The following is a 22,245-nucleotide window of genomic DNA, read 5'->3' on the forward strand; positions in this document are numbered from 1 at the left end:
GCGCGACCGGCAGCGGTTCGACGACGTGTCGGCGCGCTTCGCGCGGGTGGCAGCGCAGGGGCTCACTCAGCGGCGCGACCGGCTGACAGCGTTAGAGAGGCTGCACCAGACACTTGGCTACACCGAAACGCTGAAGCGCGGTTACGCGGTGGTGCGGGCGGGGGACGCGGTTGTGACCACGCGCGAGGCTGCTAAGGGGCACGCGCGGCTGGAGGTTGAGTTCTCAGACGGGGCGATCGGGGTTTACACAGAAGGTGGACCGCCACGGAGCAAACGTGGTGGAGGCAAGGACGAGCCCGAACAGGGGAGCCTGTTCTGAGTGGACTTGCGCTGCCTGCGGCACCGCCCGGTGAACGGCCCTCCTCAGACCCCTTTGGGGCCTTCGTCGGTCCGTGTTGCCACGAAGGCTTGGCCCTGTCTGGTATTTATGTTTCGCGCCCGGTTTGGGGGGAGGGGGCAGACATCGCCTTTGCGGCGCGTTTGTCCATCACCTTGCGCCACCGCCGCGGCATGGTGGCGAGCATCGCCATCACCGGCATTGACCAGGGCAGGGTTGGGGCGCTGACGGGGGTTTGCAGCGCGTCATAGGGCGTATCGGGATGCATGTGATGATCGGAATGGGCGGGTGCGTTGACCATCAGGTAGGACGTAAACCCGCGCGGGGCGTTCCAGCTGTGGCGGGCAGCGACCGGTTCCCATTTGCCGTTCGCCAGGCGCTTTCGGCTGAGACCATAGTGCTGAACATAGTCCGACAGCAGGATCTGGACATGTGCAAGCAGCGCCAGCGCCACTAGGCCAGCCGCGCCGCCGGGACCGCCAAGAAGGACCGCCAGACCAAGCGTCACGGCGCTGCCCGACAGATACCACAGATATGGGTTTGGCCCCCGGCGACGGGCATCGCGCGCGCGTTCTGCTGCCAGGCCGGCCCGGAAGGATCCGATCCAGGCCCTGGGCAGAAACGCCCAAAAGCTTTCACCAGGGCGCGGAGTGTTGGGGTCGTCGGGGGTGCCGACATGGGTGTGATGCACGAGGCGGTGCGCCGAGACATGGTGGCCGAACAGCATTGAGCTATAGACCACCCCGCCAAGCCGCCGGAGGGCGCGGGGGGAGCGATGGATCAGTTCATGCGCATTGGGGTGACTGACCTGGCCCAGAAATGACCCTGCCGCCAGCAGCAGCGTGATCTGCTCCGCAATGCTGCGAGAGGGGGCGCCGAACGCATGGGCCGTCAATGCCAGCAGCGCAACATGGCCAAGTGCCAGAACGACAGACAGGGGATCGGCAGCAGAAGAATGGCCAACAGGGCCGCGCGGCGGGGTCAGCAGGTGATCAAGCCCTGCCGCCAGCAAAGTCAGCCAGATCAGGGCAAGACCGGCCCACCACCCGCCCCACAGCGCCCCGGCCAGAAGCAGGGCCAGCGGGATCAGCGTGGCGAAGGCATAGCGCCAGATCGGCATGAAATGGTCCTTTGTAACCGTTTACGAATGTTACCAATGGTCAAGCACGCGCCGCAAGGCAATGCGCCTCTTGCCGCGCTCATCGTGATGCGCTCTGGTTGAAATCAGGTTGACGAAAGGATTGGGGATGACAGGCGCAATGGGGGTGGCCGGGGCCGGGGCCGTGATCGCCCTGATCTATCAGACAAAGGTAAACGCGGGTGAGAGCGCCCTGCGTTCGGGCCTGAAAACCGTCCCCGTGGCACTGTTTGCCATCGCCGCCCTGCTGGCTGGGGCACCTTGGCTGCTGGTTCTTGGGCTGGCGCTTGGGGCGGTCGGGGATTTTGCCCTGTCGCGCAAAGGCGACTCCGCCTTTATCGCCGGGCTCGGCAGCTTCGCTCTGGCGCATCTGGCCTATGCTGTGGTCTTCGTGGGGGTGGAGGCACGGCTGGCGCCGTTCGATCTGACGCCGATGCGCTGGCTTGGTGTTGCGGCCCTTGTGATCATGGCGCAGTCAACGGTGGTCTGGCTTTTGCCTCATGTTGGCGGAATGAAGCGGCCCGTCGCGGCCTATGTGGCGATCATCAGCGCTATGGGATTGGCGGCGCTGCATCTGCCGGCCACCCATGGGCTGGCGATGCTGGGGGCGGGGCTGTTCGTTCTGTCAGACCTGGTGCTGTCGATTGAGCGGTTCCGAATGAAGGAGGACAGCCCCGCTGCACGGGGTGCCTCGCATCTGGTCTGGCCGCTCTATTGGGTGGGGCAAGGGTTGATTCTTGTAGGGATTGCCTGGAGCTAGCGCCCCCCTCGCCACGCCATTTTCATATACACATCGCCCAAGCGCAGTTCCTCCAGCATCTGGGTGATGCGTTTCTCCCGCGTCTCGGGCCGCTTGGCCCGGGCAATCCAGCCGAGATAGTCGTTGCGCTGATAGGGTGGGCGCGCATCATAGGCGGCGCGCAGGCCGGTTGCGTCCAGTCGGGTCGCGAGATCGCCGGGCATGGGCTGGATCGGACGGGTGAGGCGCATGGGCTTTAGAATAGGCTGAATCCGCATCCGCGTCGACATGCGGCGCTTCCATCCGGCGCGCGCGCGTATTAGGTGGGGAGAAGCTGTATTCCCCGGGGGGCCTCATGTCGTTCTTCAAGAAACTCAAGGACCGGATGTTCAAATCCTCATCGAAGCTCGATGAGGGGCTTGATGCGATCATCGAGGACGGTGCGGTTGACGAGGAGGAACATGCCGAGGAATTAACGCCAGAGCCTGTCAGCCCGCAGGAGCAGGTATCAGAAGACCCGGAGCCCGCGCCCGGTGTTGAGGACATCGAGCCGGTGGCCGATGTCCTCGCGCCAGAGCCAGCCCCTGTGCCAACGCCAGCCCCCGCGCCAGCTTCCAAACCCGGCCTTCTGGGGCGGATCATGGGGCGCAGCAGTGCCCCGCGCCGGGCGCTTGATGACGATATGCTGGAAGAGCTGGAGGAGCTGCTGATCACCGCCGATATGGGGGTGGAAACCGCCATGCGCGTCACTGCCAATATGGCCGAAGGGCGCTTTGGCAAGCTGATGACGGCGGCCGATATCAAATCGCTGCTGGCGCAGGAGATTGGCCGGATCATGGAACCCGTCGCCAAGCCGATGCCGCTTTACCCGAAAAAACCGCAGGTGGTGCTGGTGGTGGGCGTGAATGGCTCGGGCAAGACCACGACCATCGGCAAGCTCGCCAGCCAGTTCAAGGCTGCGGGCAAGAGCGTGGTGATCGCGGCGGGCGACACGTTCCGCGCGGCGGCGGTGGAACAGCTTCAGGTCTGGGGCGACCGAGCAGGCGTTCCGGTTCTGACAGCGCCAGAGGGGTCCGACCCGGCGGCACTGGCCTTTGATGCGATGACCAAGGCCGAGGCCGAGGGGGCCGATCTGTTGATGATCGACACCGCAGGGCGCTTGCAGAACCGCGCCGACCTGATGGAGGAACTGGCCAAGATCGTGCGCGTGATCCGCAAGAAAGACCCTGACGCGCCGCACAACACGCTGTTGGTGCTGGATGCTACCACGGGGCAGAACGCGCTGAGCCAGGTGGAGACCTTCCAGAAAATGGCCGATGTCTCGGGCCTCGTGATGACCAAGCTGGACGGGACTGCAAAGGGCGGTGTTCTGGTGGCGCTGGCGGATAAGTTCGGCCTGCCGATCCATGCCATCGGGGTGGGGGAACAGATCGATGATCTGGCGCCTTTCGACCCAGAGGATTTCGCCAAGGCGCTGACGGGGGCAGAGTGAACCGAAAGGTGCCTCGAGGCGACTCACAAAGGTTGTACAAACCTTTGAGGGAGTCCGCCTTAATCATGAAACGCATCATCCTTGCCGCGCTGACCGGGCTTGCCCTGTCGGCCCCTGTCCATGCCCAGATGACGGAGTCCAGCTGCGCTGTCAGTTGGGGCATGATCAGCACCCCGCTTGGCCTGCCACCGAATCTGGCCGCCGCCCAATTGGAAAACGGGGCCTGCGTGGCCCGTGATCTGGAGATCGTGACAGGCCGTTTGCGCATCCTGGTGGATGACCTGCGCTGGCAGGTGGAGGGCTTGGAGGCGCTTTTGGTCAGCGGGGCCCTGCTGAACCGGGTGGAGCTGTCTGCCGGTGGGGTCTATGTGCTGGCCGCGACCGGGATGCCGGATTTCGACTATGTGATGGAAGCGCAGGCCCGCGCGGGTGAGGGGATATCCGTCGATCTGCTGGCCACCCATGCGGACGGTGAGGTCATGCTGGACCGCCTGCATGTGGATTTCCCGGGCGAGAACGCCATCGACGCCACCCTGCAGCTGACCGATGTCGATCCGCGCGCACCCGATCAGGCGGTGATCCGCGCCGCCCGGCTGGAGGTGCTGACACGCGGTTTGTTCGAAACCTATGCGCTGATGCCGCTGGCCAATCTGCTGCTTGGCTCGTCCGACGAACCAGAGGCCGAGGTTGCCCGGTTACAGGCAGAGACCATCGCCGCCATCGAGACATTGCCGGAGCCGTTGTTCGACCGCAGCACTCGGGCCGCGTTGGTGATGTTGGTTCAGGATATGCCCAACCCGGCAGGGCGGGTGATCTTCGAACTTCAGGCCGAGAACGGGTTGCCTGTTGTCCAACTGACCGAAGATGCAGGGATGCTGGGGCGCTTGCCTGCATCCGATCCGCTGTCTGCCCTGGCCGGGGCCGAACTGCGGGTCAGCTACTACATATACGGTGAGGAATGAGCGACTGGATCGTTTCGCTGGCAGGCACACCGGAGGGGGCGACACTCGCAACCTTTCTGGCCCTGCTGGCGGCGATCCTGCACGCGGTCTTCGGCGCGCTTCAGAAGGGGCGGCATTCGCCGCTTCTGTCGCGGGGTGTGATCGACGCGAGCTACGGGGTGATGGCAGCCCCGTTTGCACTGTTCGTCGTGCCCTGGCCCACGCCGCATATGTGGCCCATCTTCGGGGTCATGATGCTGATTCATCTGGGCTACAAGGCGGCGCAGGTGGCCAGCTATCAGCGCGGGGCCTATACCGTTGTCTACCCCGTGATGCGCGGCACCGGGCCGCTGTTTACGGTGATCGGGGCTACGATCTTCTTTGGCGAGCATTTCAGCCTGACCCAATGGATGGGCGTCCTGACCCTGCTGACGGGCATCTATGGCCTTGCCTTCTACAACCTGCGAACCATCACCGTGGACCGCGAAACGCTGGTGCCAGCGCTGTGGCTGGCGGTGCTGACGGGGCTCTTTGTAGCGGCATATACCACCTATGACGCCTATGGCATTCGCGCCGCGAACGATCCCTTGACCTTCCTTGCGTGGTTTTTCTTTCTTGATGGCATGACCATGCCTCTGGTCGCGTATTACGCCTATCGCCGGATGCCCGATCCACCGGCAGTCGGGCCGCTCGCCCTGCGTGGCCTAATCGGCGGTCTCGTGGCGATGGCCAGCTTCGGGTCGATCCTGCTGGCCACGCGGCTCGATCAGGTGGGGCAGGCGGCGGTGCTGCGCGAAACCTCGACGGTGTTTGCCGCGCTGATTGGCTGGTTGATGCTTGGTGAACGCGTTGGCCCCCGCAGACTGGCGCTTATGGGGTTGATCGCAGCCGGGGCGGTGATAGTTGAGATGGGCGGATAATTTGAGGCGCGATTGATGGAAGAACGCAAGATCAACCCCTATGTGAAAAGCGCGCTGGAGCTTGGGCCGCCGATCCTGTTCTTCGTGGTGTACTTGTGGATCAAGGATCAGACCTTCACCATCGCGGGGCATGAATATTCGGGCTTCATCATCGCGACGGCGGGCTTCATCCCGCTGCTGCTGGCCTCGATCGCTGCGCTGTGGTGGCTGACGGGCAAGCTGTCCCGGATGCAGATCTTCACTGCCGTTCTGGTCGTCGTCTTCGGCGGGCTCACCGTCTGGTTCGATAACGAGGCCTTCTTCAAGATGAAGACCTCGATCGTCTACACCTTCTTCGCGGTGGTTCTGGGCATCGGTCTACTACGCGGCGAAAGCTGGCTTCAATTCGTCATGGGCGAGATGATGCCAATGGCGAAAGAAGGCTGGATGATCCTGACAAAGCGGCTGGTCGCGGCTTTCGCCCTTATGGCTGTGGCCAATGAAATCGTCTGGCGCACCCAAACGACCGAGTTCTGGGTGACGTTCGAAACCTTTGTCCTGCCCGGCTTTCTCTTCGTCGTCTTCATGTTCCAGGCCAAGCTTTTCGAACGCCACATGATCGAGAAGGACGAGGGCTAATCCCCCTTGACCCAGATCAGGGGCCTTCCGTTTCCGGGCTGCTAGACTGTCAGCAGGAAAGAGGAGGCCCCATCATGACGTCCCGAATTCTCGTGCCGATTGATCTTGATCATATCGAAAAGCTCGACACCGCACTGAGCATCGCCGCCAAAGCGGCCAGAGACCACGGCGCAACGGTCACTTATGTGGGCGTGATCGACCCGGTTCCAACCGCCTCGAAACGGCGCGAAGGCTTTGAGGCACAGCAGCAGCTGGATGCGTTTGCAGAGGCGCAGGCCAAAACTCATGGAATTCTCACAGACGGCCATATCGCCCTGCGCGGTGATCTGCACCTGCATGTCGGGCGAGAGATCATCAAGGCCGCTGAAGATGCCGATTGCGACCTGATCGTGATGGCCAGCCATGTGCCCGGTTTCAAGGACCACTTCCTGACATCAAACGCAAGCTATGTCGCCACTTATGCCCCTATGTCGGTGCATGTGGTCCGCTAGCTGCGGCTAGTTGAGGGCGGTCCAGCTGAACGCCTGACGATCCGCTGTCACCCGCCCGACAGAGGGCAGCGTGAAATGGCTGCCAAGAACCAGACACGCGCTCTCTGACGCGGTTTCCAGGAGGAAGCGTCGCGAGGTCACGGCGCGCTCTGCAGCGCTGTCAAAGCGGAAATGCCACTCGGGATGGGCGCATTGGGCACTGGAATGCAGCGCGTCTCCGGTGATGATGGCTTCGGCGCCGCCACTTTCGATCCGCACTGAAACATGCCCCGGCGTGTGGCCCGGTGTCGGGATCAGCGTCACGTAGTCCCCCAGCATATGCCTGGCTGTGACCAGGTCCGCCTGACCGGCCTCGATCACCGGCAACACGCTTTCGCGGAATATGTCTGAGGCTCTTGCGCGCTGCGTCTCCTCGTCCTCGGCGGGCATAAGGTAGCGCGCTTTGGGGAAGGTGGGCACCCATCTGCCATCAACGAGCCGGGTGTTCCAGCCAACGTGATCGACATGCAGGTGTGTGCAAAGCACATAGTCCACATCGTCAAACCCCACGCCTGCCGCCGTGAGCGACGCCTCGAACCTCTTGCTCTCGCGCCGATGCCAGTCCGGCATCGCCTCATTGGTCTTGTCATTGCCCACACAACAGTCAACGAGGATCACGTGATCGGGCGTTTTCAGGAGAAAACCCTGAATGGGCAGGATGAGTTTGCCGGAGCTCTGGCAGACTGAACCGGGCGCAAGCTCCTCGATGATCCTCGCCACATCCGATCCCGCATTCGGGAACAGATCCTCTGGCCTCATGAACGGGGCGTGGATATCAAGAATACGCCAAACTTCGACGTCACCGACTTTGCACAGCATCCTGATGATCCTTTCCCGTTACCTTCGGCGCGGCCCCTGATCTGGCTTACGAGGCGGGGCCTTGCGGATTTTTTTCGCGCCCGGTCGGGCAGGCTTGGCCTTGGCTTCGGCATGGCCCTCGGGCAGAGCGATCCCTAACTGGTCTCGCAGCACTTTCGGCTTGATTTCTTCTACCTCACCGGGCTTCAGCTCGTTCAGCCGGAAGGGGCCATAGCTCACCCGGATCAGCCGGTTCACATCCAGCCCGACTTCCCCCATGGCGCGGCGAATTTCGCGGTTTTTCCCCTCGCGCAACCCTACGGTGAGCCAAGCATTCGCCCCCTGCTGCCGGTCAAGCGTCACATCCATTGGCTGAAACCGCTCGCCCTCGATGGTCACGCCCTTGCGCAGAGGGGCCAGATCTTCGTCCTTGGGCGTGCCCTTGACGCGCACGCGATACTTGCGCAACCAGCCCGTAGAGGGCAGTTCCAGCTTGCGCTTGACCCCGCCATCATTGGTCAACAGCAGCAAGCCTTCCGAATTGAGGTCGAGCCGCCCGACACTCATCACCCGTGGCATCCCCTCAGGCAGCTTGTCGAAGACCGTCTCGCGGCCCTTTTCGTCACTCGTGGTCGTCACCAGCCCCTGCGGCTTATGGTAAAGCCACAAGCGCGGGCGCTCTGGCTCTCCCACCTCTTTGCCATCAACGGTGATCTTGTCGGCAGGCGTGACGTTCAGCGCAGGGCTGTCGATCTTCTTGCCGTTCACGGTGACGCGGCCCGCCTCAATCATGCGCTCGGCCTCTCTCCGGCTGGCGATGCCGGCGCGGGACAGGACCTTGGCGATACGGTCGCCTTCTGGGGTGTTGGTGCTCATGACTTTGGACTACCGGTTTGACAGCAGCTTGGAAAGCGGCAAAGGGATGGGCATGACCGGTTTCATCAGCCATATGCAGACTGCACTGGATCAGGCGCGCCTTGCCGCAGAGGCGGGCGAAGTGCCCGTGGGCGCGGTGATCGTCGGCCCTGACGGCGTGGTGCTGGCGCAATGCCGCAACCGGATGAGGGAACTGCACGACCCAACAGCCCATGCCGAAATGCTGGCCATCCGCACCGCCTGCGCAGCGCTTGGCTCCGAACGGCTGACTGGCTGTGATCTCTACGTGACGCTGGAGCCGTGCCCGGCCTGTGCGGGGGCCATTTCAGCGGCCCGCATCGCAAGGCTTTACTATGGCGCGGCGGATCCGAAATCAGGCGGCGTGGCGCAAGGCCCGCGCGTCTTTGACCACCCCCAGGCCCATCACAAGCCCGAGGTTTATCCGGGCATCAGCGAACGCGAGGCGTCAGAGCTGCTCAGAACTTTCTTTGCAACGCGCCGCTGACACCTTCTTCTTGGCAAAAATACTCCGGTGGAGCGCGAGGGGGCGCTGCCCCCTTGCATCGGTCGGGTGGCCGAAGGCCATTCGAAATCCCTCAGAGCGTGATCGCATCCATCACTTCCGGCTCGATCACATCGACACCGGGCAGGGCTGCGGCCAGCACTTCGGCCGATTGTTCCAAAATCGGGAAGGTGCGATAGTGGCAGGGGATCACGGTCTTGAAGTTGAAGAATGTCTTCGCCGCATAGCCTGCACGCTTCATATCCATGGTGAAATGCCCGCCTGCCGCCAGGATGCCGATATCCGGCGCGTGCAGATCCGCGAACACCCCCATATCCGCCATCACGTCGGTGTCACCCGAGAAATAGATGGTCCGCCCTTCGCCCGCGATCATGAAACCGCATTCGGTGCCGCCCCATTTGGGCCCGTCCGGGGTTCCGAAGCTTGATGAATGGACCGCGTTGACCATCGTGACCGCCACAACGCCCAGCATCACCGTGCCGCCTTTGTTGAAGCCGACGGTCTCGATCCCTTCGTTTTCGCCCCAGTACCCCATCAGGTCATACTGACCCACGACAGGCACCCCCAGATCTTTGGCAAGATCCAGCACATCGGCGACGTGATCGAAATGACAATGGGTCAGCAGGATATGGTTGGCGCCTGCGATTGCCTCTGCCTTTCGGTCCTCGGGGAAGACGGGGTTGCCGGTGAACCATGGATCGACAAGCAAGACCTGTCCTGCGATCTCGATGCGGAAGCTGCCGTGCCCAAGCCATATGATATTCATTGTCACCTCCCTATTGTTTGGGTTGAGGATAGCTCAGTCGTCGCACTTGTCACGCTTCCTCTGAAAGACAGGCGGGGATCGGGCTGACTATGATAGACTGCGCTCACCAGCGAAGGAGGAAACCATGTCTGACAAAGGCAATGCGGGATGCATGTGCGGTGCGATCCGGCTGCGGATTGAGGGCAAACCCGTCACCGTGATGCAATGTCATTGCAGCGATTGCCAGAAATCCTCTGGCGGCGGGGCCGCCCTGATCGCCTTGATGCGGCGCGATGATGTAACGCTGTTAACCGGCTCACCTGAAGGGTATTCCGTGACCGGGGCGTCTGGAGGTGACGTGCGCCGTTGCTTCTGCGTATCCTGTGGGGCGCCGGTCTATTCGGAACTGGGCAAATACCCCAGTATTCTTGCCGTCAAACTCGGTGCCTGGGATGTGGACCCCGGCCTCGCACCGGATTGTGCCATCTGGACGGCCTCGGCCCCGCCCTGGCACCACATTCCCGCCGATATCCCGAGCTTTCCGAAGGCGCGCCCCGCCGCCTGACCCCCTGCCGGGGTGAATTCTTCCGCGTCGGCTGGTTGTGGTGCTTGCAGCCCTGCCCGTGGCCCGGTAAACCCGAGCCCGATCCAGACTGCACAAGCCCGAAGGTGTAACGCCCCATGTCCATTGACATCGAAACCGCCGCCCGCGTCGCGAAACTCGCGCGGATCAAGGTGGAAGAGGAAGACCTGCCCGCGCTGGCAGGCGAGTTCAACGCGATCCTTGGGTTTATCGAGCAGTTGCAGGAACTGGATGTCGATAACGTAGAGCCGATGACATCCGTTACGCCGATGCGCCTAAAACGCCGCGAGGACGTGGTGACTGATGGCAACCAGCAAGCCAAGGTTCTGGCCAACGCGCCCGATGCACGGGAAGGGTTCTTCGCGGTTCCGAAGGTGGTGGAATAATGTCCGATCTCAACAAGCTGACCATTGCCGAGGCGCGCGACGCGCTGCGCAAGGGCGAAACCACGTCTGTCGCACTGACCGAAGCCTGCCTTGCGGCCATCGACGGCGCCGATGCGCTAGGCGCCTTCGTTCACAAGACGCCGGACCTGGCACTGGAGCGGGCCCGCGCAGCCGATGCGCGGATCGCTGCGGGCGATGCGCCCGACATGTGCGGGATCCCCGTTGGCATCAAGGATCTGTTCTGCACCGAGGGCGTTGCCAGCCAGGCCGCGAGCCGGATCCTCGAAGGGTTCAAACCGGAATATGAATCGACCGTTTCGGGCAAGCTGAAAGACGCGGGCGCGGTGATGTTGGGCAAGCTCAACATGGACGAGTTCGCCATGGGGTCGTCGAACGAAACCTCGGTCTATGGCAACGCGGTGAACCCGTGGAAATCCGGCAATGGCGAAGACCCGCTGACGCCGGGTGGCTCTTCTGGGGGCTCCGCCGCCGCGGTGGCGGCAGATCTCTGCCTCGCCGCAACCGGCACCGATACCGGCGGCTCGATCCGTCAGCCCGCCGCCTTCACCGGCACCGTGGGGTTGAAGCCGACCTATGGGCGTTGTTCCCGGTGGGGAATCGTGGCCTTCGCCTCGTCGCTCGATCAGGCGGGCCCAATGACCAAGACCGTGCGCGACGCGGCGATCATGGGCCGCGCCATGATGGGCCATGACCCGAAAGACAGCACCTCTGCCGATCTGGCTGTGCCGGATTTCGAGGCGATGCTGACCGGCGATATCCGCGGCAAGGTCATCGGTATCCCCAAGGAATACCGTATGGACGGTATGCCCGAAGAGATCGAGACGCTTTGGTCTCAGGGCGCCGAGATGCTGCGCGACGCGGGCGCCGAGATCCGCGATATCAGCCTGCCGCACACCAAATATGCGCTGCCCGCCTATTACGTGATTGCGCCCGCCGAGGCATCCTCGAACCTGGCGCGCTATGACGGGGTCCGTTTTGGCCACCGCGCCAAGCTGGCTCAGGGCGACGGCATCACCGAGATGTACGAAAAGACCCGCGCCGAGGGTTTCGGGGCAGAGGTCAAGCGCCGTGTGATGATCGGCACCTATGTGCTGTCGGCGGGCTTCTATGACGCCTATTACAACCGTGCCCGCAAGGTGCGCGCGTTGATCAAGAAGGATTTCGACGATGTTTTCGCCGAAGGTGTCGACAGCATCCTGACGCCTGCCACGCCCTCTGCCGCGTTCGAGCTTGGCAAGGAGGTGTCGGACCCGGTCGAGATGTATCTCAACGACGTCTTCACCGTGACCGTGAACCTTGCCGGGCTGCCGGGTGTGGCCGTTCCCACTGGTCTGGACCAGCAGGGCCTGCCGCTTGGCCTGCAGCTGATTGGCCGTCCGTGGGAGGAGGGCGATCTGCTGAACACCGCCTATGCGCTCGAAAACGCAGCCGGTTTTGTGGCGAAACCCGCCAATTGGTGGTAAAAGCCTGACAAAACAAGATCGAGGATGGGCGGATGCGGAAACTGGCGATGACGGGGCTGGCGCTCCTGCTGCTTGGGGCTTGCACCTCTCAGCCCGAGGATGCGCGCGGCGTCGGCTTTGGCGACTACACCCAGCATCTGGCGCAGGAACGTGCAGAGCGTGAGGCCGCCCTTGCTGGTCGGCAACCGCAGACCGTTCTGCCGCCCGTCCGAGAGGACCGCCCCGATATCGCTGCGCTGGCAGCGGGGGCCATCGACGAGGCCGAAGCTGCGCCACCGCCCGCCACAGCCGTTCCGCCGGGAAGCCATAGCAGCATCTCTGACGAACAGGATTTCGAGGCCGTGGCAGGCCGGGAGTCCATCGAAAGCGACGCCGAACGGCTGCAAAGAATGCAGGAGCAGCGGGTCGAGATCGCGCCAACGGCGGTGCCCGACCGACCCGGCGCGACCGGCCCCAACATCATCGAATACGCGCTGACCACCTCTAACCCGCTTGGCAATCAGGTCTTCCGCCGGTCGCCCTTCGGGCAGGGCCGGCACGAACGGAATTGCCTCGCCTTCCGCTCCGATGATCTGGCGCAAGAGGCGTTTCTGTCCATGGGTGGGCCAGAGCGGGACCGGCAGGCGCTGGATCCCGATGGCGACGGTTATGCCTGCGGATGGGATCCGACCGTCTATCGCAACGCCGCCGCCGCTGCCCGCAACCAGTGAGCCGCTCACCGAATTTCGGCCCCCGCCGCGACGGGCTAAGGCCGGAGCTGGTCGTCCTGCATTACACCGCCATGGACAGCTGCGAGGCCGCAGCCCGCGCGCTGTGCGATCCTGCGCGGGAAGTGTCGGCCCATTACCTGATTTCCGAGGCGGGTGAGGTTATGTCACTGGTGGATGAAGAGATGCGTGCCTGGCACGCCGGGGCCGGGGAATGGGCGGGGCGGGAGGACGTGAATTCCCGGTCGATCGGGATTGAGCTGTCCAACACCGGCTACACCCCCTTTGCCGCGCGCCAGATGGCGGCGCTGGAGGCACTGTTGCCGGGTATCCTTTCTCGTTGGCAGATTGACCCAAAGGGGGTTATCGCCCATTCCGACATGGCTCCGGGCCGCAAGATCGACCCCGGCCCGCGCTTTGACTGGCTCAGGCTTGCCCGCCAGGGGCTTTCGATCTGGCCGGAGCCCCAGGATCAGGCCGTGGATTGGCCCCGGTTTCGCGCGGACGCCGTAGAGTTTGGATATCCACAGATGGCAGATGAGCTGTTGCTTGCAACGCTGCGCCTGCGTTTTCGGCCCCGGTTTGAGGGTCCGCTGGATGGGCGCGATATGGGGATCATGGCCGATCTTGCTGCGCGCTTCCCTGCCAAGCGGGCTTGACCTTCGCCCCACACATCCATAGGTCGCCCTTGCGCGGAGGGCTGGATGGCCGCGGGCGGGGCAACCCGTCCGAGGAAAGTCCGGACTCCCTGAAGCAACGGTGCCGGGTAACGCCCGGGCGGAGCAATCCGACGGAAAGCGCCACAGAAATGAAACCGCCACCGGGCCGGTCGGGCAACCGATACCGCCGGCGGTAAGGGTGAAACGGTGGTGTAAGAGACCACCGCGGGACTGGCAACAGGACCGGCACGGCAAGCCCCACCGGGAGCAACGCCAAATAGGGACCTCGCGTGCCTGTCACAGGGTCGCTTCAGCCCGAGAGGTCCGGGTTGGCAGCTGGAGCCTGCGAGCAATCGCCGGCCTAGAGGAATGGTCATCCAGAGGGTTTCGGCCCTTGGACAGAATCCGGCTTACAGGCCCTCCGCGCATATGACCTTCACAGGCGGTTTCGCCGACTGCGTCGTCGACCCGTGGGCGGCCCTTCTCAACCCCCGGCTTGCGCCGGAGGCCTCAAAGGGCCGCGTTGCCACGTGACATCGGTGAGGATGGTGATCCGGGGGCGATCGCCGTTACGGTTTTGAGGCTGGGATGCCTCCGGCGGGAGTATTTTTACAAAGAAGAAGGGCAGGGGGGTTGTGTTCCGTGCGCGATCCCGGTTTCTGAGATGGGATATTGCGAGGGAGAGCCCGGGATGCGGAAGGTGGCTGTTGCTGAGATGGTCCGGGTTTTCGGGCGGATCGGGCTTCTGTCCTTCGGCGGACCTGCGGCGCAGATTGCGTTGATGCATCGTGAGCTGGTGGAGCGCCGGGACTGGTTGAGCGAGCGGCAGTTTCTGGGTGCCCTGTCCTTTACCATGCTGCTGCCGGGGCCGGAGGCGATGCAGCTGGCGACCTATGCGGGCTGGCGGCTGGATGGCACGCGGGGCGGCTTGATCGCGGGGGGGCTGTTCGTGCTGCCCGGCGCGTTGGTGGTGATGCTGCTGGCGGCACTTTATGTCGGGTTTGGTCAGCTTCCGCTGGCAGAGGCCCTGTTTCTGGGCATCAAGGCCACGGTCATCGTTGTTGTCATCGAGGCGCTGCTGCGTGTCAGCCGCAAGGCGTTGAAAGGCGCTTTGCCCTATGGGTTAGCGGCACTGGCCTTTCTGGGGCTTTTTGCCTTCGGGCTGCCTTTTCCGTTGATCATCGGGGTCGCGGCAGGGATCGGAGCGATGTTCATGGGCAGGCAGGCGGATGATGCCCCGGCACCGGCCGTGTCCCCTGCTGGCACTTTGCGCATCGTTCTGATCTGGGGTGCGCTGTGGCTGGCGCCGCTTGCGCTGTTGTGGCTGATCGCGCCGGGAAGCCTGCTGACCGAGGTGGGACTGTTCTTTTCGAAGCTTGCCGTTGTGACCTTTGGCGGGGCCTATGCTGTGCTGGCCTATATGGTGCAGCAGGTTGTGGGCGATTTCGGCTGGCTGACCACAGGGCAGATGATGGATGCGCTCGGGCTGGCGGAAACGACGCCGGGGCCGCTTATTCTGGTGACCGAATTCGTGGGCTTCCTGGCTGGGGCCGGGCAAGGCGGATTGGGGCTTGGCGTTCTGGCGGCGCTTGTCACGCTCTGGGTCACCTTCGTGCCATGCTTTTTATGGATTTTTGCGTTCGCGCCATATGTGGAGTGGATCACGGCGCAGCCGCGGCTGAACGGGGCCTTGTCGGGAATCACGGCGGCAGTGGTCGGGGTGATTCTGAACCTGTCGCTCTGGTTCGCACTGCATGTCTTCTTTGCCGAGGTCAGCGAGGTGGTGCTGGGGCCGGCTACGCTTTGGCTGCCCGTTCTGGCCAGTATCGACATTGGGGCGATTCTGCTGGCGGGGCTTGCAGGTTGGCTGCTTCTGCTGCGCAAAATGGACCTTCTGGCAGTTCTGGGGGTGATGGCAGGGGCCGGGGCGGTCTGGAGCCTCGGATTTCTGCCCCTTTTCGGTTGACACCACACCGCGCAAGGGTAAAAGACGCGCTCAACCAGAGATACGAGCGCTTGGGATCGTCTGCCCCCCGCGCCCCGCTTTGCAGGAGTTTGACATGGCGAAGCCGACCACCATCAAGATCCGCCTGAATTCCACGGCGGGAACCGGCCACTTCTATGTGACCAAAAAGAATGCACGCACCATGACCGAGAAAATGGTCGTACGGAAGTATGACCCGGTTGTGCGCAAGCACGTGGAATACAAGGAAGGCAAGATCAAGTGATCTGACCCTTTCCAGGTTAGTCTGCAACCGGGCCGCGCTGATACCAGCTGCGGCCCGGTTTCTTTTTGGAGAGGTGACCTGGTGGACAGGCTGCGCATTCGACCGGCGCGGGAAGAGGACCGAGAGGCGCTGACCCATCTGCTGGCAGCAAGCTATCCGGCGTTGCTGGCCTCGGACTATGCGCCTGACCTGCTGGCGCGTGCTCTGCCATTGATTGCCCGGGCCAACCCGGCATTGCTGGCGTCGGGCAGCTACTATCTGATGAAGCCCGCCTTGGGCGGCGCGCCCTTGGCGGCAGGGGGCTGGACCGCCGACAGCCCGCATCAGCCAGAAGCGGCTGGAATCGGCCATGTGCGCCATGTCGTCACTCATCCGATGGCCACGCGGCGGGGACTGGCGGCGCGGCTGATAGGCCGGTCTTTCACTGAGGCAAAGATCGCGGGGCTGACGCAGTTGGTGGCCTTATCGACGCTGATGGCCGTGCCTTTCTACGCGGCCATGGGCTTTGCCGCTGAGCGTGAGGAGATCATCGTCATGGCGCCCGGGGTCCACTTCCCGGCGGTCAGGATGGTGCGGGCGCTGTAAGCGGGTCGTCCAGCAGATGCGGAGCCAGCGCCTTGGCCCAGTGGGCATAGGCGCGCGCAGAGGGGTGGAACCCGTCCTCGGCCATCAGGTCCGGGTCCATCGGCATGGAAAACGGCAGATAGCTGTGTCCCGCAGCGTTTGCCTGTTCCCTTAATAGAGGTTCCAGCCGCGCGGCCCTCTGAACCAGAATCCAGCGCAGCGGATTGGGCAGCAAAGGAAACTGGGACAGTGGCGGGATGCCGGTCACGATCAGCTGCGGCGTGTTGAACCGCGCCGCGATTTCCTGCGCGATGCGCACACGATCCGGAAGAATGCGGTTCAGGGGCGCGAAACTGGTCACGTCGTTGACACCCAGAACCAGCAGGACGACATCGAAAGGATCATGGGGCAGGGTGCTAAGTGCGGCCAAGGCGCTGCGGCTGGTGGCGCCGGTTTTTGCCTCTAGCCGCCATGTCAGTCGTCGATGCGGACTTAGGGCGGAAATGAGTTGCCCGCTTAGTGCGTTGTCCTGATGGGATGCACCCACGCCGGCGGCGGAACTGTCTCCGAGGATGAGCAGACGCAAGGTCGGGCCTTCGCCCGTCTCTCCCGCGCGCGGACCGGGCGGTTCCGGCAAACGCAGGGCACGGGCGCGCAGGCGCAGAGCCTGGGCGATCAGCAGCGGTGACAGAAGCGGGGCAAGCAGGCGGTCCATGGGGGTCAAGATAGGGGCTGCACACTGAACAAGGGAACCGGCGACATGGCGTCAGACCACAAAGAAAAAGGCCGGGGAGATGATCCCCGGCCCCGAAACACGCGTCTTCAGGAAACCACTTATTCCTGAGAGCCCATGAACATCAGCAGGAACTGGAACATGTTCAGGAAGCTGATGTAGAGGCTGAGCGCACCGTCAATAGCAGCCTTTTCAAGCCACTCCTGATCGCCGTGCATAGCATGGGCGACGTAAGTGTTCTTGATGTCCTGCGTGTAGAACGCGGTCAGACCAGCAAAGAGCAGCACGCCGATCGCCGAAATAGCGAACATCATGGCGGGCGATTGCAGGAAGATGTTCACGACCATCGCGATAAGCAAGCCGATCACGCCCATCATCAGGAATGTTCCCATGCCCGACAGGTTGCGCTTCGTCGTGTAGCCGTAGAGGCTGAGCGATGCGAAGGCGATTGCGGTCACGAGGAAGGTCTGCACGATGGAGTAATCGGTGTAGACGAGGAAGATCGAGCTCATCGACACGCCAATTGCGGCTGCGAAGACGAAGAAGCCGAGCGAAACGGCGGCAGCCGAGCCACGGCTCATGAGCGCGCCCCAGCCAAAGAACAGGAAGGCCAGCGGGCCGAACATCAGAACCCATTTAAGCGGGCTAAGGAACAGCGCTTCACCAAGTCCCGAAAGGTACTCGCCTTCGCGCAGCATGTAGGTGGCGCCGACGGGATCGGATGTAACAGCCAGCCCCGCAATTGCCCATGCAGCAAGCGCTGTAATGAGCATGCCGATGGACATGGTCCCATAGACCTTGTTCATGTGGGCGCGTAGGCCCGCGTCGATCTGGGCGGCGCTAACCCCACCGGCGTCGGCGCGGATCGTGTCGAATTGTGCCATCAGGTCCTCCGAAGAAAGGCATATTTTTCGTGGCGGGAACGACAAACGCCCCGCCTTACCTGACAATATCGGTAAGACAGGGCGCCATTTCAAGCGTCACAAGACAGGGAGATGCAGTCTTTTTTTGGCGAAAGCTTGGGTTTTGGGGTCAGACCAGCCAGCTTTGCGGCACATCCCACACCGGGCGAGAGGATTCGCGGGCCACATCGGCGCTGGTCAGGCCAAGGTCGCGGCGGGCATTGGCGTCCAGACGCTCCAGTGCGCGACGCTGACGCCAAGCGGCGATGGCGGCGCGGAAGAAGGCAAGTCCACCGGCACGGCGGGGGGCGAAAGCGGAGAAGCGAGCGAGCGTTTGAGCCATGGTATGTTCCTGTTCGTGAATGTCGGCGTGTTTCATATTTCGATGCTTGATATATAGAGGGCCAATATGCATTATGAAAATGAATGTTTATGAAACTAATCATCACAAGGCTTGATGGATGCGCAATCTTGATATGACTGCTCTGCGGGCTTTCGTCACCGTTGCCGATGCCGGCGGCGTCACCAAAGCCAGCGGCTTGCTGAACCTTACGCAATCGGCGGTGTCGATGCAGCTCAAGCGGCTTGAGGATAGCATCGGCGTGTCTCTGCTAGACCGTTCGTCGCGCAAGATGTCGCTGACCAATGCGGGCGAGCAGATGCTCAGCTATGCGCGCCGGATGCTTGATCTGAATGACGAGGTGCTGGCAAGGCTGACCTCGAATGAGTATGAGGGCGAGCTGTTTTTGGGGGTGCCCCATGATATCGTGTACCCCGCGATCCCGCAGGTGCTGCACCGGTTTAACGCTGCCTTCCCGCGCATGAAGGTGCAACTCGTCAGCTCCTACACCTCTCGGCTACGTCGGATGCTGGAGCGTGGCGAGGTGCATCTCGCCCTGACCACGGAATCCGCTCTGGATAGCGGCGGCGAGACCTTGCAGGAGCGCCCGCTTGTCTGGGTGGGGGCGATCAAGGGCAACGAATGGCGGCAGCGGCCCTTGCGATTGGCGTTCGAGCAACTGTGCATCTTTCGCAAGCCGGTGCAGGAGGCCCTGGATCGCGCGGCAATATCCTGGGAAATGGCCGTGGAAAGCGACAATTCCCGCACTGTTGAGGCGTCGATCAGTGCTGATCTGGCCGTTCATGCCTGTGTCGAAGGGGCCGAACCGCCCTATGTGGAACGCATCCACCATGGGGGGGCCTTGCCTGATCTGCCGTCAATCAAGATCAATATGTACGGGGCGGAAATGGCGAAGGATGAACCTGTGCAGGCGCTGGCCGAGATGGTGCGCAAAGCCTATCAGGCCATGTGATCTTTACGCAGGCGCGGGTCCAAGCGTTTCACGGTCGCACAGGTAAGTGTCCAGCCTGACGCTGCCGACAGGGCCTTCGCCGTTCAATTGCTGGACCAGAAACCGCGCCGCCATCCGCCCCATATCGCGATGCGGGACATGGACGGTTGTCAGGGCTGGTGTGACCAGCTGTGCCAGTTCGATATCATCAAAGCCGGTGATCGAGACATCGCCAGGCACCGACAATCCCATCTCGCGCGCGGCACGCAGGGCCCCAACGGCCAGAACGTCATTGCCGCACATGATAGCAGTTGGCGGGGTCGGGGTTGTCATCATCTGGCGAAACGTCTGGCCGCCGTTCTCGATGGAGTAGGGCGTTTCGATCAGCGAAAGATCCTCTGCGGGCATACCATGCGCGGCCATGGCCTCCTGGATGCCAGCCAGCCGTTCGCTGGCGCGATCGTTTGCAGCGCAAGGGGCCGAGATCACGCCGATCCGCCGGTGTCCCTTGCTGATGACCAGTTCTGCCATCTCACGCATCGCTGCGCGGTTGTCGAACCCGATTGAGGGTCGGGAATTTTCGGGGTCATAGACCCAGGCCACAAGAACCGGAACCGAGCGTGCCTCGAGGAAATTCAGCGTTTCCTCACTGCGGTGATGGCCGATCAATAGCAGCGCGTCAGCCCCGCGGGCACAAAGCGTTCGGATCTGTTCGCGTTCCACTTCCTCGCTATAAGAGGAGCTGGCGACAAGCAGCGTCATGCCATTGAGGCCGAGTTCTTCCTGAAATGCTTGCAGGCCACGGGCAAAGATGGCGTTCTCCATCGTCGGAATGATCGCGCCGATGGTATTTGTGCGCTTTGCGGCAAGCGCCCTCGCGCCGAAATTGGGGGCATATCCCAACTGATCGACTGCCGCCATAACCCGAGTACGCGTCGATTTCACAACCCGATCGGGCGTGTTCAGACACCGAGAGACGGTGGCCGTCGATACACCTGCAAGACGGGCGACATCCTCCAATGTGGGAACAGGGCGGGGCGCCTGTGGGGCCTTGGCGGTCATGTCAGAGTCATAGCCTTTGTTATGCTTATCGGCTTTCCTTAACCTGTACGTTAGGGCGGGACGAGGCCAAAGCGCAAGTGTAAGCGCTTGCAAGGTATCGTGTAAGCGCTTACAATCGAGCCGAATCGGCACATTCGCCGAGTTCGGGAGGAAAAATGATCTTCGCAGCTTCATCCGTTTTGTTTGTGATCTTCTTGATCAATGTTGCACTAGGCGCCTTTGCCGATGCGGCGTTCATGGGCGATGTGTCTGAAATGATCGTCCTCTTCCTGACATCTGTGACGTTCGTGTCCGGCATCCTGAAAGCGGAGGCCCGGCGCAACGCAGAAGAATAAGACCGCGAAACTAAGGGAGGAAGCGGAATGGACTTCAAAGACAAGCAGGAGCTGGCATCAGCCGAGCGCCGGAACTTTCTGAAACTGGCCGGCACCGGCAGCTTCACGGCCGCGATGGTCGCAGGGGCCGGGGGTATGCTGTGGTCCGAACAGGCGGCCGCGCAAACCGCGCAGGAGGAGCGCGAGCGCGAGGACGCAGCTGACCACATCATGACGCTGGCTACCGCCTATGTGCTTGGCGCGTCCCGCAGCTATCCGATCATGCAGCTGGACCTGAAAGAAAACATCCAGAACATGACCAACGGTAAGGTCTATGTGCGTCTGGCACCCGGCGGTCAGCTTGGCGCGGGCGGGGCTTTGGCGCAGGCAGTTCAGGGCGGCACCATCCAGTGCGCTCAGCACTCGTTGGCGAACTTCGCTCCATTTGCAAGCGTCGTTGACCTGATCAACCTGCCGTATTTCTGCGGGTCCAACCAGCGGTTCACCAACCTGACCAGCTCCGAAGCGTGGAAGGCCGAAGTCGATCCGCGTATCGCCGCATCGGGCTTCAAGTCGCTGTTCTACATCGTGATCGACCCACGCGTTGTGGCCGTGCGCCGCGGCGGTGATGCGATCATTACGCCGGCCGATATGGAAGGCGTGAAGTTCCGCGTTCCGGGCTCTGCGATGTTGCAGCAGTATTACCGCATGGTCGGTGCCAACCCGACCCCGGTGGCCTGGGGCGAAACCCCCTCGGCGATCCGTCAGGGCGTTGCCGATGCGCTCGACCCGTCGGTTGGCGCGCTGCACGTCTTCGGCTTCGGCGAGATCCTCAGCCACGTGACCTTCACCCAGGCGGTTCCGGACAGCCAAGTGTACTCGATCAACCTCGAATGGTTCAACTCGCTGCCTGCAGACGTTCAGGAAGGCATTGAGTTCGCTGGTGAAATCACCCAGGCCCAGAACCTCGCCAAGGTGCCCGCTGCACGTTCCTATGCGATGTCGCAGCTGATTGCGAACGGCGTGGAATTCCACTCGCTGAGCGACGACCAGCTTGCCGAATGGCAAGAGGTAGGCGGCTACCAGCGCAGCGAATGGGACGAGTTCAAGATCGATCTTGCCGGTGACATGGAAACCTTCGCACGCCTCGAAGAGGCAGCAGGTACCATGGGCCGCTACTACGTACACGACGCGTAAGAGTAACGAAATAGGACCGGCGCGCAGGCTGTGCGCCGGTCCTCATCCCAACTCCCACAATTTGTGACGAGATGGAGCCGGCAAGCCGGGGCGGAGGGGCCATGTCCAGATTATACGATGCAATAGACAGAAACGCGGAGCGCTGGTTGCTCTTGGTCTTCTACGTGATGCTGGTCGTCACCATGGCCATAGAGGTGCTGAGGCGGGAAATCCTTTCCTTCTCCTCGATCTGGGGCGAAGAAATCGTCCGCTACTCCTTTATCTACCTAGCCTGGATCGGTGCCGCTGCGGCCGTGAGAGAGCGCGGCCACATCCGCATCGACGTGATCATGAACTACGTCGGGCCGCGGGTTAAGGCGCTGCTCTACATCTTCGGTGATATCGTGATGTTCGGCGTATCGGTCATTGCGCTTTACTGGTCTTGGGAGGCGGTTCATGTGTCCTGGACCTTTGGGTCGGTCACTCATGGTCTGAGGA

The 22,245-nt window shown here is 62.5% G+C and carries 29 protein-coding genes and 1 other RNA gene; 21 read left to right on the plus strand and 9 right to left on the minus strand.

Annotated elements, in window-relative coordinates; translation table 11 throughout:
* A partial coding sequence (locus ACROHD_RS19045) for an exodeoxyribonuclease VII large subunit (protein ID WP_432679997.1) occupies positions 1–319 on the plus strand: 319 nt, incomplete at its 5' end.
* Positions 320–425: 106 nt separating this feature from the next.
* Here the strand turns inward: ACROHD_RS19045 and ACROHD_RS19050 are convergent.
* On the minus strand, positions 426–1,457 hold the full coding sequence (locus ACROHD_RS19050) for an alkane 1-monooxygenase (RefSeq protein WP_432679998.1): 1,032 nt from the start codon (positions 1,455–1,457) through the stop codon (positions 426–428).
* 127 nt (positions 1,458–1,584) lie between these two features.
* On the opposite strand from ACROHD_RS19050, the gene ACROHD_RS19055 reads away from it, so the two are divergent.
* Positions 1,585–2,235 (plus strand): lysoplasmalogenase, encoded by a 651-nt coding sequence (locus ACROHD_RS19055; RefSeq protein WP_432679999.1) that lies wholly within the window; start codon positions 1,585–1,587, stop codon positions 2,233–2,235.
* On the opposite strand, the gene ACROHD_RS19060 is transcribed toward ACROHD_RS19055, so the two are convergent.
* Complete coding sequence (locus ACROHD_RS19060) at positions 2,232–2,465, minus strand: YdeI/OmpD-associated family protein (RefSeq protein ID WP_432680000.1); 234 nt, start codon at positions 2,463–2,465, stop codon at positions 2,232–2,234. The two genes, ACROHD_RS19055 and ACROHD_RS19060, sit on opposite strands and share 4 nt — an antisense overlap.
* A gap of 104 nt (positions 2,466–2,569) precedes the next feature.
* Between ACROHD_RS19060 and ftsY the strand changes: the two genes are divergently transcribed.
* The 5 genes from ftsY to ACROHD_RS19085 all read left to right on the plus strand — a co-directional run bounded on the left by ftsY (position 2,570) and on the right by ACROHD_RS19085 (position 6,676).
* Positions 2,570–3,706: a signal recognition particle-docking protein FtsY gene (ftsY, locus tag ACROHD_RS19065; protein WP_432680001.1), complete on the plus strand. Its 1,137-nt coding sequence runs from the start codon at positions 2,570–2,572 to the stop codon at positions 3,704–3,706.
* Positions 3,707–3,771: 65 nt separating this feature from the next.
* Complete coding sequence (locus ACROHD_RS19070; RefSeq protein WP_432680002.1) at positions 3,772–4,668, plus strand: hypothetical protein; 897 nt, start codon at positions 3,772–3,774, stop codon at positions 4,666–4,668.
* Positions 4,665–5,567, plus strand: coding sequence for an EamA family transporter (locus ACROHD_RS19075; protein ID WP_432680003.1), 903 nt, complete (start codon positions 4,665–4,667; stop codon positions 5,565–5,567). The genes ACROHD_RS19070 and ACROHD_RS19075 overlap by 4 nt, the downstream gene beginning before the upstream one ends.
* A 15-nt stretch (positions 5,568–5,582) precedes the next feature.
* A complete protein-coding gene (locus tag ACROHD_RS19080) occupies positions 5,583–6,185 on the plus strand; it encodes an inner membrane-spanning protein YciB (RefSeq protein ID WP_432680004.1) in 603 nt (200 codons plus the stop codon).
* Between the two features lie 74 nt (positions 6,186–6,259).
* Complete coding sequence (locus ACROHD_RS19085) at positions 6,260–6,676, plus strand: universal stress protein (protein ID WP_432680005.1); 417 nt, start codon at positions 6,260–6,262, stop codon at positions 6,674–6,676.
* Positions 6,677–6,682: 6 nt separating this feature from the next.
* Here ACROHD_RS19085 and ACROHD_RS19090 read toward each other — a convergent pair whose 3' ends face one another.
* Positions 6,683–7,534, minus strand: a complete 852-nt coding sequence (locus ACROHD_RS19090) for an MBL fold metallo-hydrolase (RefSeq protein WP_432680006.1) — start codon at positions 7,532–7,534, stop codon at positions 6,683–6,685.
* Positions 7,535–7,552: 18 nt separating this feature from the next.
* A complete protein-coding gene (locus tag ACROHD_RS19095) occupies positions 7,553–8,389 on the minus strand; it encodes a pseudouridine synthase (RefSeq protein WP_432680007.1) in 837 nt (278 codons plus the stop codon).
* 52 nt (positions 8,390–8,441) lie between these two features.
* Between ACROHD_RS19095 and ACROHD_RS19100 the strand changes: the two genes are divergently transcribed.
* Positions 8,442–8,894 (plus strand): nucleoside deaminase, encoded by a 453-nt coding sequence (locus tag ACROHD_RS19100; RefSeq protein ID WP_432680024.1) that lies wholly within the window; start codon positions 8,442–8,444, stop codon positions 8,892–8,894.
* Between the two features lie 91 nt (positions 8,895–8,985).
* On the opposite strand, the gene ACROHD_RS19105 is transcribed toward ACROHD_RS19100, so the two are convergent.
* Positions 8,986–9,678, minus strand: coding sequence for a metal-dependent hydrolase (locus tag ACROHD_RS19105; RefSeq protein WP_432680008.1), 693 nt, complete (start codon positions 9,676–9,678; stop codon positions 8,986–8,988).
* A gap of 124 nt (positions 9,679–9,802) precedes the next feature.
* On the opposite strand from ACROHD_RS19105, the gene ACROHD_RS19110 reads away from it, so the two are divergent.
* The 9 genes from ACROHD_RS19110 (at position 9,803) to ACROHD_RS19150 (ending at position 16,289) form a co-directional block, all read left to right on the plus strand.
* Positions 9,803–10,222: a GFA family protein gene (locus ACROHD_RS19110; protein ID WP_432680009.1), complete on the plus strand. Its 420-nt coding sequence runs from the start codon at positions 9,803–9,805 to the stop codon at positions 10,220–10,222.
* A gap of 116 nt (positions 10,223–10,338) precedes the next feature.
* Positions 10,339–10,626 (plus strand): Asp-tRNA(Asn)/Glu-tRNA(Gln) amidotransferase subunit GatC, encoded by a 288-nt coding sequence (gatC, locus tag ACROHD_RS19115; RefSeq protein WP_432680010.1) that lies wholly within the window; start codon positions 10,339–10,341, stop codon positions 10,624–10,626.
* Positions 10,626–12,110, plus strand: coding sequence for an Asp-tRNA(Asn)/Glu-tRNA(Gln) amidotransferase subunit GatA (gatA, locus tag ACROHD_RS19120; RefSeq protein ID WP_432680011.1), 1,485 nt, complete (start codon positions 10,626–10,628; stop codon positions 12,108–12,110). The genes gatC and gatA overlap by 1 nt, the downstream gene beginning before the upstream one ends.
* A gap of 32 nt (positions 12,111–12,142) precedes the next feature.
* A complete protein-coding gene (locus ACROHD_RS19125) occupies positions 12,143–12,820 on the plus strand; it encodes a hypothetical protein (protein ID WP_432680012.1) in 678 nt (225 codons plus the stop codon).
* Positions 12,817–13,476: an N-acetylmuramoyl-L-alanine amidase gene (locus ACROHD_RS19130; RefSeq protein ID WP_432680013.1), complete on the plus strand. Its 660-nt coding sequence runs from the start codon at positions 12,817–12,819 to the stop codon at positions 13,474–13,476. Before ACROHD_RS19125 ends, ACROHD_RS19130 begins: the two co-directional genes overlap by 4 nt.
* A 33-nt stretch (positions 13,477–13,509) precedes the next feature.
* Positions 13,510–13,905: RNase P RNA component class A (rnpB, locus tag ACROHD_RS19135), an RNA gene on the plus strand.
* Between the two features lie 262 nt (positions 13,906–14,167).
* The gene (gene chrA / locus ACROHD_RS19140; protein WP_432680014.1) at positions 14,168–15,442 is read left to right on the plus strand and encodes a chromate efflux transporter; all 1,275 of its coding nucleotides are present in this window, start codon (positions 14,168–14,170) and stop codon (positions 15,440–15,442) included.
* 94 nt (positions 15,443–15,536) lie between these two features.
* Positions 15,537–15,704, plus strand: coding sequence for a 50S ribosomal protein L33 (gene rpmG, locus ACROHD_RS19145; protein ID WP_007814563.1), 168 nt, complete (start codon positions 15,537–15,539; stop codon positions 15,702–15,704).
* 81 nt (positions 15,705–15,785) lie between these two features.
* Positions 15,786–16,289, plus strand: a complete 504-nt coding sequence (locus ACROHD_RS19150; RefSeq protein WP_432680015.1) for a GNAT family N-acetyltransferase — start codon at positions 15,786–15,788, stop codon at positions 16,287–16,289.
* Here ACROHD_RS19150 and ACROHD_RS19155 read toward each other — a convergent pair.
* From ACROHD_RS19155 to ACROHD_RS19165, 3 genes are all read right to left on the minus strand, one after another.
* On the minus strand, positions 16,267–16,983 hold the full coding sequence (locus tag ACROHD_RS19155) for an SGNH/GDSL hydrolase family protein (protein WP_432680016.1): 717 nt from the start codon (positions 16,981–16,983) through the stop codon (positions 16,267–16,269). The two genes, ACROHD_RS19150 and ACROHD_RS19155, sit on opposite strands and share 23 nt — an antisense overlap.
* A gap of 119 nt (positions 16,984–17,102) precedes the next feature.
* Entirely contained in the window at positions 17,103–17,885 is a 783-nt protein-coding gene (locus ACROHD_RS19160) for a Bax inhibitor-1/YccA family protein (protein WP_432680017.1), read from the minus strand.
* 148 nt (positions 17,886–18,033) lie between these two features.
* Positions 18,034–18,282 (minus strand): DUF1127 domain-containing protein, encoded by a 249-nt coding sequence (locus ACROHD_RS19165; protein ID WP_432680018.1) that lies wholly within the window; start codon positions 18,280–18,282, stop codon positions 18,034–18,036.
* A gap of 82 nt (positions 18,283–18,364) precedes the next feature.
* On the opposite strand from ACROHD_RS19165, the gene ACROHD_RS19170 reads away from it, so the two are divergent.
* The gene (locus ACROHD_RS19170) at positions 18,365–19,216 is read left to right on the plus strand and encodes a LysR family transcriptional regulator (RefSeq protein WP_432680019.1); all 852 of its coding nucleotides are present in this window, start codon (positions 18,365–18,367) and stop codon (positions 19,214–19,216) included.
* A 3-nt stretch (positions 19,217–19,219) separates the two neighbouring features.
* Here ACROHD_RS19170 and ACROHD_RS19175 read toward each other — a convergent pair whose 3' ends face one another.
* Positions 19,220–20,257, minus strand: coding sequence for a LacI family DNA-binding transcriptional regulator (locus ACROHD_RS19175; RefSeq protein WP_432680020.1), 1,038 nt, complete (start codon positions 20,255–20,257; stop codon positions 19,220–19,222).
* Positions 20,258–20,412: 155 nt separating this feature from the next.
* Here ACROHD_RS19175 and ACROHD_RS19180 point away from each other — a divergent pair, with 155 nt between their 5' ends.
* The 3 genes from ACROHD_RS19180 to ACROHD_RS19190 form a co-directional block, all read left to right on the plus strand.
* Complete coding sequence (locus ACROHD_RS19180) at positions 20,413–20,592, plus strand: hypothetical protein (protein ID WP_432680021.1); 180 nt, start codon at positions 20,413–20,415, stop codon at positions 20,590–20,592.
* Between the two features lie 27 nt (positions 20,593–20,619).
* On the plus strand, positions 20,620–21,768 hold the full coding sequence (locus ACROHD_RS19185) for a TRAP transporter substrate-binding protein (RefSeq protein WP_432680022.1): 1,149 nt from the start codon (positions 20,620–20,622) through the stop codon (positions 21,766–21,768).
* A gap of 101 nt (positions 21,769–21,869) precedes the next feature.
* Positions 21,870–22,245, plus strand: a 376-nt coding sequence (locus ACROHD_RS19190; RefSeq protein ID WP_432680023.1) for a TRAP transporter small permease, incomplete at its 3' end; no start/stop codon positions are given.

This window comes from Nioella aestuarii, from assembly GCF_050896395.1.
Lineage (GTDB): Bacteria > Pseudomonadota > Alphaproteobacteria > Rhodobacterales > Rhodobacteraceae > Nioella > Nioella aestuarii.

Excerpts from the sequence above, each read along its gene's own strand:
- ACROHD_RS19105 (WP_432680008.1), bottom strand. The coding sequence starts at position 9,678 with ATGAATATCATATGGCTTGGGCACGGCAGCTTCCGCATCGAGATCGCA.
- ACROHD_RS19185 (WP_432680022.1), top strand. The coding sequence starts at position 20,620 with ATGGACTTCAAAGACAAGCAGGAGCTGGCATCAGCCGAGCGCCGGAAC.
- ACROHD_RS19090 (WP_432680006.1), bottom strand. The coding sequence starts at position 7,534 with ATGCTGTGCAAAGTCGGTGACGTCGAAGTTTGGCGTATTCTTGATATC.
- ACROHD_RS19075 (WP_432680003.1), top strand. The coding sequence starts at position 4,665 with ATGAGCGACTGGATCGTTTCGCTGGCAGGCACACCGGAGGGGGCGACA.
- ACROHD_RS19060 (WP_432680000.1), bottom strand. The coding sequence starts at position 2,465 with ATGCGCCTCACCCGTCCGATCCAGCCCATGCCCGGCGATCTCGCGACC.
- ACROHD_RS19080 (WP_432680004.1), top strand. The coding sequence starts at position 5,583 with ATGGAAGAACGCAAGATCAACCCCTATGTGAAAAGCGCGCTGGAGCTT.
- ACROHD_RS19170 (WP_432680019.1), top strand. The coding sequence starts at position 18,365 with ATGCGCAATCTTGATATGACTGCTCTGCGGGCTTTCGTCACCGTTGCC.
- ACROHD_RS19100 (WP_432680024.1), top strand. The coding sequence starts at position 8,442 with ATGACCGGTTTCATCAGCCATATGCAGACTGCACTGGATCAGGCGCGC.
- ACROHD_RS19050 (WP_432679998.1), bottom strand. The coding sequence starts at position 1,457 with ATGCCGATCTGGCGCTATGCCTTCGCCACGCTGATCCCGCTGGCCCTG.
- gatA (WP_432680011.1), top strand. The coding sequence starts at position 10,626 with ATGTCCGATCTCAACAAGCTGACCATTGCCGAGGCGCGCGACGCGCTG.
- rpmG (WP_007814563.1), top strand. The coding sequence starts at position 15,537 with ATGGCGAAGCCGACCACCATCAAGATCCGCCTGAATTCCACGGCGGGA.
- ftsY (WP_432680001.1), top strand. The coding sequence starts at position 2,570 with ATGTCGTTCTTCAAGAAACTCAAGGACCGGATGTTCAAATCCTCATCG.
- ACROHD_RS19110 (WP_432680009.1), top strand. The coding sequence starts at position 9,803 with ATGTCTGACAAAGGCAATGCGGGATGCATGTGCGGTGCGATCCGGCTG.
- ACROHD_RS19085 (WP_432680005.1), top strand. The coding sequence starts at position 6,260 with ATGACGTCCCGAATTCTCGTGCCGATTGATCTTGATCATATCGAAAAG.
- ACROHD_RS19175 (WP_432680020.1), bottom strand. The coding sequence starts at position 20,257 with ATGACCGCCAAGGCCCCACAGGCGCCCCGCCCTGTTCCCACATTGGAG.
- ACROHD_RS19160 (WP_432680017.1), bottom strand. The coding sequence starts at position 17,885 with ATGGCACAATTCGACACGATCCGCGCCGACGCCGGTGGGGTTAGCGCC.
- gatC (WP_432680010.1), top strand. The coding sequence starts at position 10,339 with ATGTCCATTGACATCGAAACCGCCGCCCGCGTCGCGAAACTCGCGCGG.
- ACROHD_RS19125 (WP_432680012.1), top strand. The coding sequence starts at position 12,143 with ATGCGGAAACTGGCGATGACGGGGCTGGCGCTCCTGCTGCTTGGGGCT.
- ACROHD_RS19165 (WP_432680018.1), bottom strand. The coding sequence starts at position 18,282 with ATGAAACACGCCGACATTCACGAACAGGAACATACCATGGCTCAAACG.
- ACROHD_RS19070 (WP_432680002.1), top strand. The coding sequence starts at position 3,772 with ATGAAACGCATCATCCTTGCCGCGCTGACCGGGCTTGCCCTGTCGGCC.
- ACROHD_RS19055 (WP_432679999.1), top strand. The coding sequence starts at position 1,585 with ATGACAGGCGCAATGGGGGTGGCCGGGGCCGGGGCCGTGATCGCCCTG.
- chrA (WP_432680014.1), top strand. The coding sequence starts at position 14,168 with ATGCGGAAGGTGGCTGTTGCTGAGATGGTCCGGGTTTTCGGGCGGATC.
- ACROHD_RS19155 (WP_432680016.1), bottom strand. The coding sequence starts at position 16,983 with ATGGACCGCCTGCTTGCCCCGCTTCTGTCACCGCTGCTGATCGCCCAG.
- ACROHD_RS19180 (WP_432680021.1), top strand. The coding sequence starts at position 20,413 with ATGATCTTCGCAGCTTCATCCGTTTTGTTTGTGATCTTCTTGATCAAT.
- ACROHD_RS19095 (WP_432680007.1), bottom strand. The coding sequence starts at position 8,389 with ATGAGCACCAACACCCCAGAAGGCGACCGTATCGCCAAGGTCCTGTCC.